13 protein-coding genes are annotated in these 14,534 nt (G+C 63.1%); 8 read left to right on the forward strand and 5 right to left on the reverse strand.

What is annotated here, in order from left to right; all coding sequences use genetic code 11:
• Position 1 precedes the first annotated feature (1 nt).
• From R2823_04405 to R2823_04435, 7 genes are all read left to right on the forward strand, one after another.
• Positions 2–655, forward strand: coding sequence for a cytochrome C (locus R2823_04405; GenBank protein MEZ5175429.1), 654 nt, complete (start codon positions 2–4; stop codon positions 653–655).
• A 4-nt stretch (positions 656–659) separates the two neighbouring features.
• Complete coding sequence (locus R2823_04410) at positions 660–2,054, forward strand: nitrous oxide reductase family maturation protein NosD (protein ID MEZ5175430.1); 1,395 nt, start codon at positions 660–662, stop codon at positions 2,052–2,054.
• The gene (locus tag R2823_04415) at positions 2,051–2,905 is read left to right on the forward strand and encodes an ABC transporter ATP-binding protein (protein ID MEZ5175431.1); all 855 of its coding nucleotides are present in this window, start codon (positions 2,051–2,053) and stop codon (positions 2,903–2,905) included. Before R2823_04410 ends, R2823_04415 begins: the two co-directional genes overlap by 4 nt.
• A complete protein-coding gene (locus R2823_04420) occupies positions 2,902–3,765 on the forward strand; it encodes an ABC transporter permease subunit (GenBank protein MEZ5175432.1) in 864 nt (287 codons plus the stop codon). Before R2823_04415 ends, R2823_04420 begins: the two co-directional genes overlap by 4 nt.
• Positions 3,765–4,307, forward strand: a complete 543-nt coding sequence (locus R2823_04425; protein MEZ5175433.1) for a nitrous oxide reductase accessory protein NosL — start codon at positions 3,765–3,767, stop codon at positions 4,305–4,307. The genes R2823_04420 and R2823_04425 overlap by 1 nt, the downstream gene beginning before the upstream one ends.
• A 12-nt stretch (positions 4,308–4,319) precedes the next feature.
• On the forward strand, positions 4,320–4,727 hold the full coding sequence (locus R2823_04430; protein MEZ5175434.1) for a cytochrome c: 408 nt from the start codon (positions 4,320–4,322) through the stop codon (positions 4,725–4,727).
• A gap of 152 nt (positions 4,728–4,879) precedes the next feature.
• Positions 4,880–6,469: a plastocyanin/azurin family copper-binding protein gene (locus tag R2823_04435; GenBank protein ID MEZ5175435.1), complete on the forward strand. Its 1,590-nt coding sequence runs from the start codon at positions 4,880–4,882 to the stop codon at positions 6,467–6,469.
• 110 nt (positions 6,470–6,579) lie between these two features.
• Here R2823_04435 and R2823_04440 read toward each other — a convergent pair whose 3' ends face one another.
• The 4 genes from R2823_04440 to R2823_04455 form a co-directional block, all read right to left on the reverse strand.
• Complete coding sequence (locus R2823_04440; protein MEZ5175436.1) at positions 6,580–8,190, reverse strand: LCP family protein; 1,611 nt, start codon at positions 8,188–8,190, stop codon at positions 6,580–6,582.
• Positions 8,191–8,306: 116 nt separating this feature from the next.
• Positions 8,307–9,974 carry a TM0106 family RecB-like putative nuclease gene (locus R2823_04445; GenBank protein ID MEZ5175437.1) on the reverse strand — a complete coding sequence of 556 codons (1,668 nt, stop codon included), beginning with the start codon at positions 9,972–9,974 and terminating at the stop codon, positions 8,307–8,309.
• Between the two features lie 85 nt (positions 9,975–10,059).
• Positions 10,060–11,439: a tryptophanase gene (locus R2823_04450; protein ID MEZ5175438.1), complete on the reverse strand. Its 1,380-nt coding sequence runs from the start codon at positions 11,437–11,439 to the stop codon at positions 10,060–10,062.
• A 224-nt stretch (positions 11,440–11,663) separates the two neighbouring features.
• Positions 11,664–11,882 carry a hypothetical protein gene (locus R2823_04455; GenBank protein ID MEZ5175439.1) on the reverse strand — a complete coding sequence of 73 codons (219 nt, stop codon included), beginning with the start codon at positions 11,880–11,882 and terminating at the stop codon, positions 11,664–11,666.
• Here R2823_04455 and R2823_04460 point away from each other — a divergent pair.
• Positions 11,881–12,798, forward strand: coding sequence for a hypothetical protein (locus R2823_04460; GenBank protein MEZ5175440.1), 918 nt, complete (start codon positions 11,881–11,883; stop codon positions 12,796–12,798). The genes R2823_04455 and R2823_04460 overlap by 2 nt on opposite strands.
• Before the next feature lie 16 nt (positions 12,799–12,814).
• Here the strand turns inward: R2823_04460 and R2823_04465 are convergent, their stop codons facing one another.
• Positions 12,815–14,503 carry a winged helix-turn-helix domain-containing protein gene (locus R2823_04465; GenBank protein ID MEZ5175441.1) on the reverse strand — a complete coding sequence of 563 codons (1,689 nt, stop codon included), beginning with the start codon at positions 14,501–14,503 and terminating at the stop codon, positions 12,815–12,817.
• Positions 14,504–14,534 lie beyond the last annotated feature (31 nt).

A 14,534-nucleotide genomic window follows, 5' to 3' on the forward strand; every position in this document is an offset into this window, starting at 1 on the left:
CATGTCAGTCCTCGACCGGATACTGGGGCCAAGGATCCCCAAGGATGAGCTTGGGGAGCAGGCGGCGAGATACCGTCTCCCGAAGTGGATGTTCACCGCAGCAGCGCTGCTGCTGATGGTGTCCCTGCTCCTGCCATATTGGGTTCTCAACCTGAAGGCACCCCAGTTTCCGGACGGACTGCAGGTTCGCGCCTATGTCAACCGTCTCGAAGGAGATGTCGTGGAGCTGGAGGGCCTCAACCACTATGTGGGCCTCAAGTCGTTCGAGGACGCAGCCGTGTTCGAACGAAGCGTCGCAATCATGGCGGTGATCGTGTTCGCCGGTCTACTGGTTGCGGCCCTCCTGATCCACAGCCGCTGGGTGCTGTTGCTTGTCCTGCCCGGCCTGTTGTTTCCGATCGTGTTCCTCGCAGACCTGCAGTTCTGGCTGTGGAACTTCGGTAACAACCTCGACCCGCGAGCTCCGCTCGCAGCAGCGGTCGGGGAGTTCACGCCCCCCGTGTTCGGATCGGCTGAGATCGCGCAGTTCGACACGCTCGCCCTCCCGGGGTTGGGACTGATCCTCGCGATGATCGCGAGCGTGCTCATCGGGGTCGGACTGTGGTTTCACCGCAAGGCGTTCAAACCGCTCATCGATTCCGCAGGGGCCGTGTGATCCGATGCGCGCCCTTCCGATCATCGCAGCGGTCGCTATCGCCATGACGCTCGGGACGGCTCCTTCGGTCGCGGCATCATCGGAGCTGTCGCTCCAACCCCTGATCGACGCGGCAGCACCCGGATCGACGCTGATGCTCGAACCGGGCATTTACGAAGGCAGTGTTGTTGTTGACAAGCCGATCACCATCACCTCGGCAGGTGATGCGATCATCGACGGCAACAACACCGGCTCGGTGATCACGGTGACGGCCCCCGATGTCACCATCGAGAACCTCATCATTCGCAACTCGGGCGATTCGCTCGACCGCGAGGACTCCGGGGTGACCTCGCTTGATGTTCCCAGGGTTTCAGTCGTCGACAACACGCTCGAGAATGTGTTGTTCGGGGTGTTCTTGCGCACCGCACCCGATTCGCTCGTGTCAGGCAACACGATCGGGTCGAAAGCTGTCGACACGGCACGCAAGGGTGACGGCATCCGGCTGTGGGAGTGCGAAGGAACGGTCGTCGACAACAACACCGTCAACGGCGGCCGCGACCTCGTTTTCTGGTTCACCGACCGAATCGTCGTGACGAACAACACCGTCACGAACGGTCGCTACGGCCTCCACTTCATGTACTCCGACGACGCACGCATCGAGGGGAACAACCTGTCAGACAACTCGGTCGGTGCATTCCTCATGTATTCGCGCCGAACCCACATCGCTGGCAACCTCATGGCGAACAACTCCGGGCCGAGCGGCTACGGCATCGGGCTCAAGGACATGGACAATGTCCTCATCGAGAACAACCGCCTCATCGCGAACCGGGCCGGGATCTACTTCGACAACAGCCCATGGTCCGTCGACGCGAACGGGCGAGTCGAGGGCAACCTCCTCGCGTACAACCGTACCGGTCTGCTGTTCCATCCGTCGGTGAGCCGCAACGAGATGACGATGAACACCTTCATCGACAACACCGAACAGGTCGGTGTCACCGGCACCGGGAACTTCACGGGCAACGACTGGTCTGTCGACGGAATGGGCAACTACTGGAGCGACTTCGCAGGCTTCGACGCCGAGGCGGACGGTGTCGGGGACATCCCATACCGTGGGCAGGACCTGTACAACTCGATCACCGACGACCACCCAGAGCTCGTGTTCTTCCAGGAGACGCCTGCGGCCAAAGCGATCAGCCTCGCCGCAACGATGTTTCCGGTCCTCCGGCCGAAACCACTCTTCCAGGACGACCATCCCCTGGTCGACCGACCCCCGCTGGCACCGATCTCCATATCTGCACCAGGGTCGACAGGCCGCGCACTCGTGGCTGTTTCGATCCTGATGCTTGCGGTCGGCGCCGTCGCAGTTGCCTTCCCTTCTCGGCGGCGCCGCACCGTAACCATCGGGAGCGCACGAAGATGATCACGATCTCGGGCCTCACCAAGCGATACGGGAAGTCGACCGTTGTCGACGATTTCGATCTCACCGTTCCGGAAGGCGAATCGGTTGCGCTGTGGGGGCCGAACGGGGCAGGCAAGACCACCGTTGTGCGCTGTCTGCTCGGACTCGTGTCGTACGAAGGGGCGATCACCGTCAACGGAGCCGACGCCCGGTCTGCTGGCAAGAAGGTGCGGTCCCAGATGGGCTATGTCCCGCAGGAGCTGTCGTTCTATGACGACATGCGTGTGGTTGATCTCCTCGACTACTCCGCCGCACTGCGCCGGATCGGTCCTGACCGGGTCGACGAAGTCACCGAAGTCGTCGGGCTGACCGACCATGTATCGAAGAGGGTACGGGAACTGTCCGGGGGTCTGAAGCAGCGTCTCGGGATCGCTTCGGCGCTGCTTCCGGACCCTCCCATTCTGTTGCTCGATGAGCCGACATCGAATCTTGATGCGCGAGCGAGGGACACCGCAATCGGGATCCTCGAGGATCTGCGTCACGACGGCCGAACCCTCCTTGTCACCTCACATCACATCGAAGAGGTCGGCATGCTGGTCGACCGCGTCGTGGCCATGGAGAACGGGCGCATCACCGCCGAATGCGATCCAACCGACCTCGCAGACGAACTCGGACTTCGGGCGTGGCTCCACCTCGTCCTCCCGACCGGCTCGGAAGCCAGGGCGCTCGAGGTGCTCACGAAGAGCGGGTTCGACGCCAAGATGAACTCGCGGGGTGTCCTCGTCGAGGTCTCGGCCCAGGGAAAGGGAGAGGCGGTCGCTGCATTGCACAGAGCCGACATCCTGATCGAAGACCTCGAGGTGTGGCGATGACCACCGCGTTCCCGCAGATCACCGAGCGTCCCGAGCTGGGTCTCGTCGTAACCATTGCACGGAAGGAGATCGCAGAGGCGGTCCGGAGCAAATGGTTCTGGCTCTGGGCGGGCGCCTTCGCGATCCTCGCGGCCATCCTTGCATCGTCTGCACTGCCCGGATCCCAGGTTGCCGGTTATGGATCGTTCGGGCGCACTGCTGCGTCGCTCGTTGCACTAGCCCAGATCATCATTCCCCTCATGGGGCTCACGCTCGGTGCGTACAGTCTCGCGGGCCAGAAGGAGAACGGAGCGCTCCGCTTCCTGTTGAGCCACCCGATTTCCCGCACAGAAGCCTTCTGGGGAACCTACATCGGTCTCGCGACCGCTCTGTTCGCGACCGTCTTCGGCGGGTTCGGTCTTGCCGGCATCATCACGGCGGCACGGGGCGGAGGCGCCGACGCCGCGAGCTACATCCGGATTGCGATCCTCTCCTGGCTGCTTGCAGTCTCCATGCTCGGGATCGGGCTCCTCATCTCCACATTCACGCGAAGCGGCTCGTCGGCGATCGGGACCTCCGTCTTTGTGTGGCTCGGCCTTGTTTTCCTCGGCGATCTCGGCGTGATGGGAACCGCCGTTGCAACCGGTATGCCAACATCGGCTCTGTTCATCTCCGCCGTGTTCAATCCCGTCGAGGCCTTCCGGCTTGCGGCCCTCACGGCCTTCGACGGGTCGTTGGATGTCCTGGGACCAGCTGGCCAGTACGCCGTCGATTCGCTTGGTGACTCCCTTGACGCGTTGCTCCTCGGAGTGGTGGCGATCTGGGCCGTGGTGCCCACGACGATCGCATGGTTCCGATTCGCAAAAGGTGGTGATGTGTGATGCAACACGCGATGCGCTTGACGGTGATTCTGCTGACCGGAGTGCTCGCCGCTGCGTGCGGCACACCTGACGATTCGGGGCCGCCCGAGATCAACTACGGCAGGGACATCTGCGTGGAATGCGGGATGATCATCAACGAAGCCCGATTCGCGGCTGCGTACCGGCTCGACGACGGTACGCAGAAGATCTTCGACGATGTGGGGGGCCTCTTGATCCATCAGCGTTCCACGGCCGATAGCCTCGACCCCGGAACCACATGGGTGCACGACTACGAGACCGAGGAGTGGGTCGCCGCGGCAGATGCGTACTTCGTCCCGACATTGTCGGTGACCAGCCCGATGGGCCACAGCATTGTGTCGTTTGCCGACCGGGACCGGGCCGAGGCGTTTGCCGCTGATGTGGATGGGGAGGTCATCACATGGAGCACGGTGATGGAGCTTCCGGTGGTCGACGGGCTCGTTGGTAACCACCACACGGATATGGATCAAAACATGGATATGAGCTCGGCCCCAGGTGGGTCCGACCACCAACACAACGGATGAGAGAGGAATGACATGACACTGAAGAAGGTGCTGATCGCCGTGGCTGTTCTCGGCCTTGTACTCGCCGCCTGCGGCGGATCGAGCAGCGACGGCGACAATGGAGGTTCGGCGACCACAACGGCTGCGACCGGTGGCGGCTCGGGAGATCCCTCGGAGGGTGCGGAGGTGTACCAGGGAACCTGTGCCGCATGTCACGGACCGACCGCGGGCGGCATCGACGGCCTCGGCAAGCCGCTCGCGCCGAGCGAGTTCGTGACATCGAACACCGAGGACGAGCTCGTCGCGTTCATCAAGGTGGGGCGCCCCGCAGGGGATCCCGCCAACACGCAAGGTGTCGACATGCCGCCAAAGGGAGGCAACCCGTCGTTGACCGACGAGGATCTCCACGATGTCGCGGCGTACATCAAGTCCCTCAACTGACGAGAGGGACGCGACCCCGGTCAAATTACCCACTCAACACGCTAAACAATGGGTCCGGAGCTGCCGGACCCATTGTTGTGGTCACTTGAGCGGAAGCTCACAGCAACGAGCCGGCACGAGATGCCGCGTCTCCTCGTAAGGGAAGAGAGTGAATGTCACAGAAGCAAACATTTCCGCCTGCGCCCGATCACACGCATTCGGTGCTCGGTGTCTGGACGGCGATCGCGGTCGCCGGTGTCGGGCTGGCGCTCGTCATCGCGACGATCGCCCTCACCATCACCGCCATCAGGCCGTCGATGGATCAGGACACTGCCGATCTCCTCGTGCAGAATGCCGTCGACAACCTCGAGATACCAACCGGCGGAGCTGGCTCGGTCGATACCAGCCACAGCGTCATCCCGGAGTTGACCCCGGTCGCGGACCTCCAGCCAGCGCCTGAGGGAGAGGTGCATGTCGTGTACGCGCCCGACGCGGGAATGCCAATCACTCGTGACTATCAGGCGAAGTATGAGATCCGGCTCGAGGTCCTCGAGAATGTCTGTGAGATCGATGCCGACAACGGTGTCAGGATCGACATGTGGGGATACCGCATCGAGGGCGACTCGGAAGTCGTCTGTGGGACCCCGGCACCCATCTTGCGCGGGCGGGTCGGTGACTTCGTCACGATCACCCTCACCAACCTCGCCGAGAACACCAACCCGCACAACATCGACTTCCACGCGGTCACCGGCCAGGGCGGCGGAGCCGAGAACCTGACCGCGGTCCCGGGGGAGACGGTGTCGATCGATATCCGGCTCCTGTACTCGGGGGCGTTCATGTACCACTGTGCCTACGGGGATGTTCCTGTCCACATCATGCACGGCATGTATGGCATGTTCATCGTCGACCCCGAGGTGCCGCTCCCCGAGGTCGATCACGAATGGACCGTGATGCAGTCCGAATGGTATGTCACGGAGCCTGACGCCGATGGGCTCGTCGATATCGACAAGGATGCATTGACCGACGAGAACCCGACCTATGTGGTGTTCAACGGAACCGTCGGCGCCATTGCGGGGGACAACGCCCTGAAGATGAATGTGGGTGAGCGTGCACGGATCTACTTCGTGAATGAGGGTCTGAACCTCATCTCGAGTTTCCATCCGATCGGGTCACACTGGGATGCGGTGTATCCCGAGGGTGCGACGACGCCGGGGAACCCAATCATTCGAGGATCCCAGACGACCTTGATCCCTGCCGGTGGGGGAACGGTTGTCGAGATCGAAGGACAGATCCCCCAGACGGTCCTTCTGGTCGATCACGCGCTGTCGCGTACCTTCTACAAGGGGGCGTTGGGCATGATCGAGATCTCCGGCGAACTCAACCCCGAGATCTTCGCCGCGCGTGAGGAGGCCGGCGGTGACGGTGGTGGGGAGACACCACCACCCGCCGAGGCTGTCCAGGTATCGATCACGAAGGATGGCTGGCTCGATCCTGCCAACGCGGCCGACGCGTTCAGCCCGTCCGAGTTGACGGTCGAGGTCGGAACGACGGTGACATGGACGAACAACGACACCGTGCTGCACACCGTGACATCGGGCATGTCCTCTGACAATGTAGGGACACCCGACGGGAGGTTCGACTCCGGGTTCCTCGATCCGGGAGCGACCTGGTCGTACACCTTCACCGAAGAAGGGGTCTTCGACTACTTCTGCACGCCCCATCCGTGGATGATCGGCAAGGTCACGGTCACAGCGGCCGGGTAACCGACCCCCTCCCGTTCCGTGGGCCAGAGTTCACCTTTTAGTTGCACGCGAACCCAGGGTTCCAGTTCAACAGAAAGGTCAACTCTGGCCCACGGAACGACGGGGCCGCATTAGTCGCATTCGCTTTCGCCTGAGCGGGACTGGGCACTGACCCCGTTTTCGAGGATGTCGTTGACCTTCCACCGGATCTTGGACACATCCGGGATCGGGTACTTGCCGGGGGTACGGCCCGAGTTGTAGGTCGGCGGAACGAATCCGACCGTGGCGACCTGTTCGAGGTCGATCTGCCCCGCCGCCCACACGAGGTCGGGGAGGGCATCGAGCGGAATGTCGGTGGTGATCGACTCGCGCATCAGGTCGAGCAGTGTCGGATAGACCCTGATCAGCTCGAGGGTGTCGGTCTGGGTGGCAGCGGCACGAATCAGGCAGCGTTGCCGTCCCATCCGGTGGTAATCCGACGATCCCCGTCGCCACCGCGTGTACGCAAGGGCCTCGAGACCGTTGAGGTGGTTCATGCCGGGCTCGACATTGATGGTTGCCTTCGGTTTGCCGGCCTCTGGGGACGACACCGTGACATGGTATGGCTGCTTCACATTCACATCGACACCGCCGATCGCATCGATCACATCGACGAAACCGGCCATGTCGACCATCACGAAGTAGTCGATGGGGAGATCCATCACATTGGAAATGATCTCCTTGAGCGCGGAAAGCCCAGGGTCGGGCGAGTAGGGATAGGTGCTGGTCCAATCGAGGGTGTACTGGTGGACCGTGTTCAGCATGTCGGGGAAGCAGTAGCACGACTCGAACGGTGGCTCGTCTGGGATCAGGTCGCCGTCCTGGTCGTACCAGGTGTCGGGAAAGCCGTCCTCGTCCGCATCCGTCAGGTCCTTTTCGATCACCACCTCTTCAAGGCCGATGAACGAGTTGCGGAAGCGGTCGGGGAGTGGCATCAACTTGAAGTTGCGGGGAAAGCCGAACAGGGCGGTCGCGCCGGTGTTGAGGTCGATCGTGACCACATTCATCGAATCGGTGCGAAGCCCTTCCCTTCCGGGGCCAGCGTCGCCCCCCACGAGGAGGATCGAGAGCCGTTCCCGGTCGAGAGGGCCTTCCTGTGGCTGGTATGGGGCAGGGGTGATCTCCGCAGCGGCGAGCTCGGACCAGACACGGATGGCTTCGGGCTCCCCGAAACCGGGCACATAGATCGCGGGCCGGTCGAACTCCTCATAGACGGCCCGGACCGATGTGGGGATTGCCTCCGGTGGCGTCGTCGTCGCGGTGGTGGCCCTGAGAGGAACGACCGACCGTTCACTCAGCGGCGTCGCGACGAAGGTCGTGGTGAGCGCGTCAAGGGTGTCCGTGCCGTAGTTCCATGCAATGGCGTGCGGAATCGCCACCGCGAGCAGCAGCAAGCTGACGGGGACCGCGAGCCATCCGCGTTCCCCGCTTGTCGATGTGATGGCGACCGCGTCGACCACAGCCGCCACGCGCCACGCGAGGAACACGACATCGGCAATGAGCAGACCCGTGAGGAACGACGGCCGCACGAGAAGGCCGGCCATGCCGATCGTTCCCATGTCGACGAACATGAAGGCACCGATGCCCAACGCGAGGGTTGGGACGAAGAAGAAGGCTGCCCGCGCCGGTCGGCGGGCGTAGAGCTGTCCGGCACCCGGAATCAGCGCCGACAGCAGTGCTGCGATGATCGGTCGACCGCTCATGTCCCCTCTGATGACGCATCATCCGACTCTGGATGGTTCGCGGTGCTGAGCCTACCGGCGCATCAGGATTGCAGGCCCGAAAGCTCGACCCTTGTGATCAGCGACTACCGCCTCGTTCAGGGCACGGGACGGCGACGCCTGCGAACCGGCACCTCGTTGACGGACGGTATGGCCGATCCCGAACCAGAGCCATCGTCGTTGTCGACGACCCATCGACGAATGGCGAGTTGTGCGGCGACATCGTCCTCGTTGTATTCGAGAAGACGCCGTTGCATGGATGGATCGCCTCCGAGCATCGCCTCGAACCACAGCTCCGATTGCTGACCCCCCGCATCGTCATCGCGCCAGGTGAACCCGCACAGGGGAGCGACGGTCTTGAGGCTGTATCCGTCGGGGGAGATGAAATGGTTTTTCGTCCAACGGTGGAGATCGGTGGCATGTTCGTTGAACCAGTCGTTGATCATTGCGAAGCCCGGGATCGACATGCCGTACCGTGCAGAGGCCGCCGCGAGTTGCGTCCGTTCGTACTCCGTCCAGTGGAACACCCGCGTTCCACGGTCGGAAAAGGCCGCGAGCTTTGCAAACAGTCGCTCCACAAAGCTGCGTTCGGAGCGGTCCGTCCACTCCCAGTCAGCGATCCAGTCGTAGGTGCTCTGACCGTCCTCGGATACGAGGAATCCGGCGAGGTAGATGCGGTTGTCGAAGGTCTCGATATCGAAATCCACGGCTCGGGCCGGTTGGGGAACATCCAGAGGCGGGTCGACCCCGGCGCGCCGTAGCAATGTGCCCGCGACCATGGCCCGTGCCTGGGGAACCGCTGTGGCGTTGACGAAGCGACCATCGGCCAGATCGAGGGCGGCGATGTCGTCGACCGTGGCGACACCGTCGAGCGCGAGGGCCTTTCGCACATCAGCGTCGACACCACTGAGCATCGTTGGGTCGCCGATCTCTTCGAGCACGGACCGGCACACGAGCCTCCACGGACACTGGCTGCATTCCGAACGCCACCACGGGGCGATCGCGGGGTGCTCCGGGTGGTCGTCACCGCGGCGGAGGGCGTCGACCGCTTGTTCGGTCCATGCGACCGCCTCGTCGAGGATCGTGTCGTGGCCGTTTCCCCGCGAATCGGTGAGGTCGACCCATGCGCATGCAAGAGGATCCTCGGTACCGATCACGCCTCCAAGCGGCCTGTTGCATGCTTCGCCGAAGTCATCGAGGATTCGCCAGTAGTGGGCGACCTGGTACAGGTCACGCACGCGGTTCGATCGAAACCGAATCGGATCCGGAGCGTCCTCATCCGGCTCGTTGCCAGCTTCATCGTGATGGTGTACCCGCACCGCCGTGCCCATCGCGTCGAGCGGCGTGGCAACGGTTCGAATCCCGTTCCGTCTCGTGACGAGATGGCTCTTGATCTCGACCGGTGCGTAGCCGGACGGAAACCGGACAAGGACATCCGGGGCGCCGACCAGCGAGCCATCCAACGATGCGATACGACCACCGACGATGATCGTTGCTCGGTCCCGAAGGGCCTCAAGCGTACGGGTCGGAGCATCCGCCTGGTCGCCGATGTGGACCACGGCTCCGGGATTGGCCGCGTCGAGGGCGGCGATGACCGAGACCTCATGGGCGAAGCCGATCGCTGCTCGACGCTCACGCACCGGATCGGCAACGGCGTGGGCATCGGTGAAGCGATCGTGGTGGATCCTCGTGAGACACGAACCCACCTCGCCACCCCCGATCGCCCCTCCTCGGTGGTGTTGTGTCGTCACAGCGTCCGCTCCCATGCCGACAACCTACCGGGCCGGTATGACACTTCCCGGCTCCGTCGACGATCACTCATCTCGATCCCGTGGTCGATCCGGGGTCTCCCTATACGGGTTCGAAGCGGCAGGTGAAGTGGCGGAGCCACGGCGCCTGTTCGGTGATGCGGTAGCCGGGGAGGCCCGCCGCACGACTCGCCACATCGATCACCACCTCGGCCGTGTAGTCGATGTGGCTCTGGGTGTACATCCGTCGCGGAATGGCAAGACGCACGAGCTCCATCGCTGCAGGCTCATCCGGATCGCCGTCCGGCGTCGCTCGGCCGAACATGACCGTGCCGATCTCGACACCGCGCACGCCGCCGGTCCGGTACAGCTCGATGGCGAGCGACTGCGCCGGGTACTGGTGCGCCGGAAGGTGCGGGAGCAGCGCCGCGGCGTCGAGGTACACGGCGTGTCCACCGGCAGGAAGCACGATCGGGACACCTGCGTCGTTGACCTTGTCGGCGAGGTACTCCGTCGATCGAATGCGGTATCGCAGATAGTTTTCGTCGAGGACCTCCTCGAGACCCACGGCGATGGCTTCGAGGTCGTATCCTGCAAGCCCGCCATAGGTGGGGAACCCCTCCGTGAGGATCAGGAGGTTTCGGGCGTTCGCTGCCCATTCGGCGTTGTTGAGGGCAAGGAAGCCGCCGATGTTGGCAAGCCCATCCTTTTTTGCCGACATCGTGGCGCCGTCGCCGTACGAGAACATCTCCTTCGCGATGTCACGCGGCGTGCGGTCGGCGTAACCCTCCTCGCGCAGCTTGATGAACCACGCGTTCTCAGCGAAGCGACACGCATCGAAGATCAGCGGCAAGGCATGCTCGTCGCACACCGCTCGAACCGCCCGGATGTTCTCCATCGAGACAGGCTGGCCCCCACCTGAGTTGTTCGTCACGGTCACCATCACCATCGGGATCCGGTCGACACCGACCTCGTCGATCGTGGCCCGCAGCGCTGCGACATCCATGTTCCCCTTGAACGGCAGGATCGCCGACGGGTTGCGCCCCTCGGCGACCACGAGATCCCGCGCCTCGGCTCCCCGGTACTCGACATTGGCCCGAGTCGTGTCGAAGTGGGTGTTGTTGGGGACCACATCGCCGGGATTGACCGCAACGGAGAACAGGATCTTCTCGGCGGCGCGGCCCTGATGGGTCGGAATCACATGGTCGAAGCCGGTGATGCCCTTTACGGCGGATTCGAAGCGGAAGAACGACCGGCTTCCTGCGTAGGACTCGTCACCGAGCATCATGCCCGCCCACTGCCGCGACGACATGGCGCCCGTGCCCGAGTCGGTGAGCAGATCGATGATGACCTCATCTGCGTGGAGCCCGAACAGGTTGTAGCCGGACCGGATCAGCGCGGCTTCGCGTTGCTCGGCATTTGGGAGGTCGATCGCCTGAACGGTGTGGATGCGGAACGGCTCGATGATCGTACGGGATTCCATAGGGGGAGGGTACCGAGGCAACAAGTCAGAAGGCGGATGAGGGGGTGACTGATTACCGACGGTGAAAGCGAACGGCTTCCTCCTCGCTCGGATCCGTGGATCCTATGTCCGGTTCGGCCGGGGTGTCGACGGTGATGAGATCGCCAGGGAATGATCCAGGATTGACACACGCATGACATACCGATTCCGTGAGCTGAAAAGATGGCTGGAGCCACCAAGGAGGGTCAAGCGATGGCGCGACCATCGATCAGGTCCGACCGAATCCACCTATTCGTCGAACTGGCGGCGTTGGCCGTGGTGATGTCGCTCGCGGCTGCCTGTAGCTCCGAAGTGGGAGTGGATCCGCCAACGACACTGCCGCAGCAGGCAACGACCACACCGAATGCTCCGTCGTCCACGACAACGACGATCCACTTAACCACAACGACGGAGGTTCCGAGCATGACCAGTCCGTTCGCTCTGGAACCGTACGCAGCGAATCCAATCATTCAGCAGCCAACAGAGACGGGCGGTTCGATGCTGCCCGCGGTCTTGTTGGTCGATGACCTCCTTCACATGTGGTTCACGCAGACCACCAGCTGGTCGACGGTCCCGACTGCGATCTACCACGCGACATCGATCGACGGTTTCGAGTGGGTCGTTGATCCTGCTCCCGCCCTCGAGGCGGACGGGTCGGGCTTCGATGCCTTTTCGGTTGCCGAGGGAAGAGTGATCCAGATCGATGGCGTGTGGATCATGTATTACAACGCCAGGGAGGAACCGGGTCCCGGCCCTGGACCAGCCATCGGAAGGGCGACGGCACCGAGTCCTGATGGACCGTGGAAGGCTGGACCGTCAGCGGTCGTTCGAACCGGCAACGCGGCTGCGTGGGACTCCGGGTTTGTTTCTCCAGCGGCAGCGATCGCCTCAGAAGATGGGGTTCAGCTGTTCTACTCGGGCGGGACTGACTACGCGACATTTGGGCCGACCGCCACCGGACTCGCACGCTCGGTCGACACGAAGGCCTTCACCAAGGAGAGCCGTCCGGTCATCGACCATGGGACAGGTTGGGACGGCCACTACTCGTGGGAGGCGGCCGTCTTCCCCTTGGGGAACGGATTGGCAGCGTTCTATACGGGCGACCCAAAGGAGCTGACGGGAGAGGCGATCGGCTACGCATCGAGTAGCGACGGCGTCGTGTGGGCGAAGGCCACGAACAATCCGCTCCTGGAGCCTCGGGATCAGGAGTGGGCCTCGCTCGATGTTGTGGCGGGTTCTGTGGTCACGCTGCCCGATGGGCGGGTGTTGCTCTACTACTCGGGCACCAATGGCGGTCTGAGCTTCTCGATCGGTGTTGCAGAAGCCGTCCCTGTCGGGTAGTCGACCTGACGGCGGGTCAAGCGGACACGCTCGTTTGACTGATCGCCCGATGCCGGAAACCAGCACCGGCCTGACTGAGGATCGAGGTCTCGAGGAGATGCGTTGCAAGCCACGCTGTCGCTTCCTCGGCCTCGTCGAACCAGCCGAGGGCAGACGCTGCTCTGGCAAGACCCTCGGTTGCGGACAGGTATGCCCGACCGTCGAGCGACACCACGGGAATGACAACCATTCGTTTTGGGGCGATCCGCCGGGCCCGACCAAACAGGCGATGTGCCGCGAGATGGTCGCCACGACTGAGAGCCAGATACCCGGCAATCAAGACCGGGAAAACTGATTGGGCACGGCTAAACGCCGGACCCGTCGGATACCCCCATTCCCAACCACCGTCGTAGACCATGGCCGCGATCTGCTTGCGGTGGAGCTCGGCTCCGTCGGCATCGCCGATCAACGCCCGACCGATGCCAAGCCATCCGTGAGCCTGCGCACGATGTAGCGGTGAGAAGTGCTCGGCAATCCCCTCGAGAAGCCCGGCACCGTCGGGATCGTCGCAGTCGACCATGAGGAGTCCCAATTCGAGGGTGTGCTGGGCATACCACGCGCTGGTTTCGGAGTACTGGGACTGTGCTCGCCGAACATCGGCAACGGCTCCCACGGAATCGCCCATGTCAGCAAGCATCCTTGAGCGCATGACCAATGCCTGGTCCTGGGCTGACGGCCCCATCCCGGTGGCGCCAGTTGCGAGGAAGTCGTCAACATCGGACAGCGCCGATTCAAGGTCACCGTGGGACCAGGCAAGGAGTGCCGGAGCCAAGATGGCGAGAGGCAGCGGTGCATCAGGTTTTCGGCGCTTCACTTCGGTGAACGCCGCGCACGCAGCGACGACATCCCCATGGGAGGTCAGTTCATGGAATGCCCGCTGCCATTCCGTCAGATAGAAACCAGGTCGGATCGCCTCCAGCTCATCGATGAGAGCTGTGACTGCGCTGTCGCGGCCGGTCAGCCAGTACAAACCCATCAGATTGACTCTTGGCCAATACGCGTCGGGATGGTCGGCGACATACAGCTGGAGACGGTCGATGGCGCCCGCGGCGTCTCCCTTGAACGACGCGTGGGTCGCTTCGACGATCAGCCGTACGGCTTGGGAGGCTCCAGCGAGACAGTCCATCGCGGCCGCCAATTCAGCGTGTGCGAGGTCATGGTTCCCCATCCACATGTATGACCAGGCAAGGGGCGTGCGGGGGCCAGGACGAGACGGCTCACGCCGGCAGACCTCTTCGAGGACAGACATAGCTCTTCCGAACTGCATCTCGTCGATGAGGCCGGAAGCGACGCGGTACAGTCGCTCGGCTTCTGTGTCCCAGGGCCCGATGTCAGCGTCGCTGGCCTGCACGAGTTCGCAATGCCCGGCGAGTCGATAGCCGATGCCCCGGACGGTCTCGATGGTCACATCCGACCCCTCGAGCAGTTGTCGGAGCTGATAGATCCGCTGCCTGACATTCTGTTCACCTACGAAGCGATCGACCCAAACCCGGTCGAGGAGGTCTTGGTTCCGGCATACATGTGGAGCTGATCGGATCAACTCGGCGAGGACGCGAACGGCGGTAGGGGAGATGTCGACCGGTCCCGGATCAGGTGCTGAGTCATCAGCCCTGATCGTTGAGGTGTCAATGTCGAGGGTGAGGTTCCCGATGCGATAACGATCCACGGTACTCCCCGGATGTCGAGCAACAGGTGTC

It is taken from the genome of Acidimicrobiia bacterium, from assembly GCA_041393965.1.
Lineage (GTDB): Bacteria > Actinomycetota > Acidimicrobiia > Spongiisociales > UBA5794 > UBA5794.

Coding starts and splice junctions, on each gene's coding strand:
- R2823_04405 (MEZ5175429.1), top strand. CDS start 2: ATGTCAGTCCTCGACCGGATACTGGGGCCAAGGATCCCCAAGGATGAG.
- R2823_04410 (MEZ5175430.1), top strand. CDS start 660: ATGCGCGCCCTTCCGATCATCGCAGCGGTCGCTATCGCCATGACGCTC.
- R2823_04415 (MEZ5175431.1), top strand. CDS start 2,051: ATGATCACGATCTCGGGCCTCACCAAGCGATACGGGAAGTCGACCGTT.
- R2823_04420 (MEZ5175432.1), top strand. CDS start 2,902: ATGACCACCGCGTTCCCGCAGATCACCGAGCGTCCCGAGCTGGGTCTC.
- R2823_04425 (MEZ5175433.1), top strand. CDS start 3,765: ATGCAACACGCGATGCGCTTGACGGTGATTCTGCTGACCGGAGTGCTC.
- R2823_04430 (MEZ5175434.1), top strand. CDS start 4,320: ATGACACTGAAGAAGGTGCTGATCGCCGTGGCTGTTCTCGGCCTTGTA.
- R2823_04435 (MEZ5175435.1), top strand. CDS start 4,880: ATGTCACAGAAGCAAACATTTCCGCCTGCGCCCGATCACACGCATTCG.
- R2823_04440 (MEZ5175436.1), bottom strand. CDS start 8,190: ATGAGCGGTCGACCGATCATCGCAGCACTGCTGTCGGCGCTGATTCCG.
- R2823_04445 (MEZ5175437.1), bottom strand. CDS start 9,974: ATGGGAGCGGACGCTGTGACGACACAACACCACCGAGGAGGGGCGATC.
- R2823_04450 (MEZ5175438.1), bottom strand. CDS start 11,439: ATGGAATCCCGTACGATCATCGAGCCGTTCCGCATCCACACCGTTCAG.
- R2823_04460 (MEZ5175440.1), top strand. CDS start 11,881: ATGACCAGTCCGTTCGCTCTGGAACCGTACGCAGCGAATCCAATCATT.
- R2823_04455 (MEZ5175439.1), bottom strand. CDS start 11,882: ATGCTCGGAACCTCCGTCGTTGTGGTTAAGTGGATCGTCGTTGTCGTG.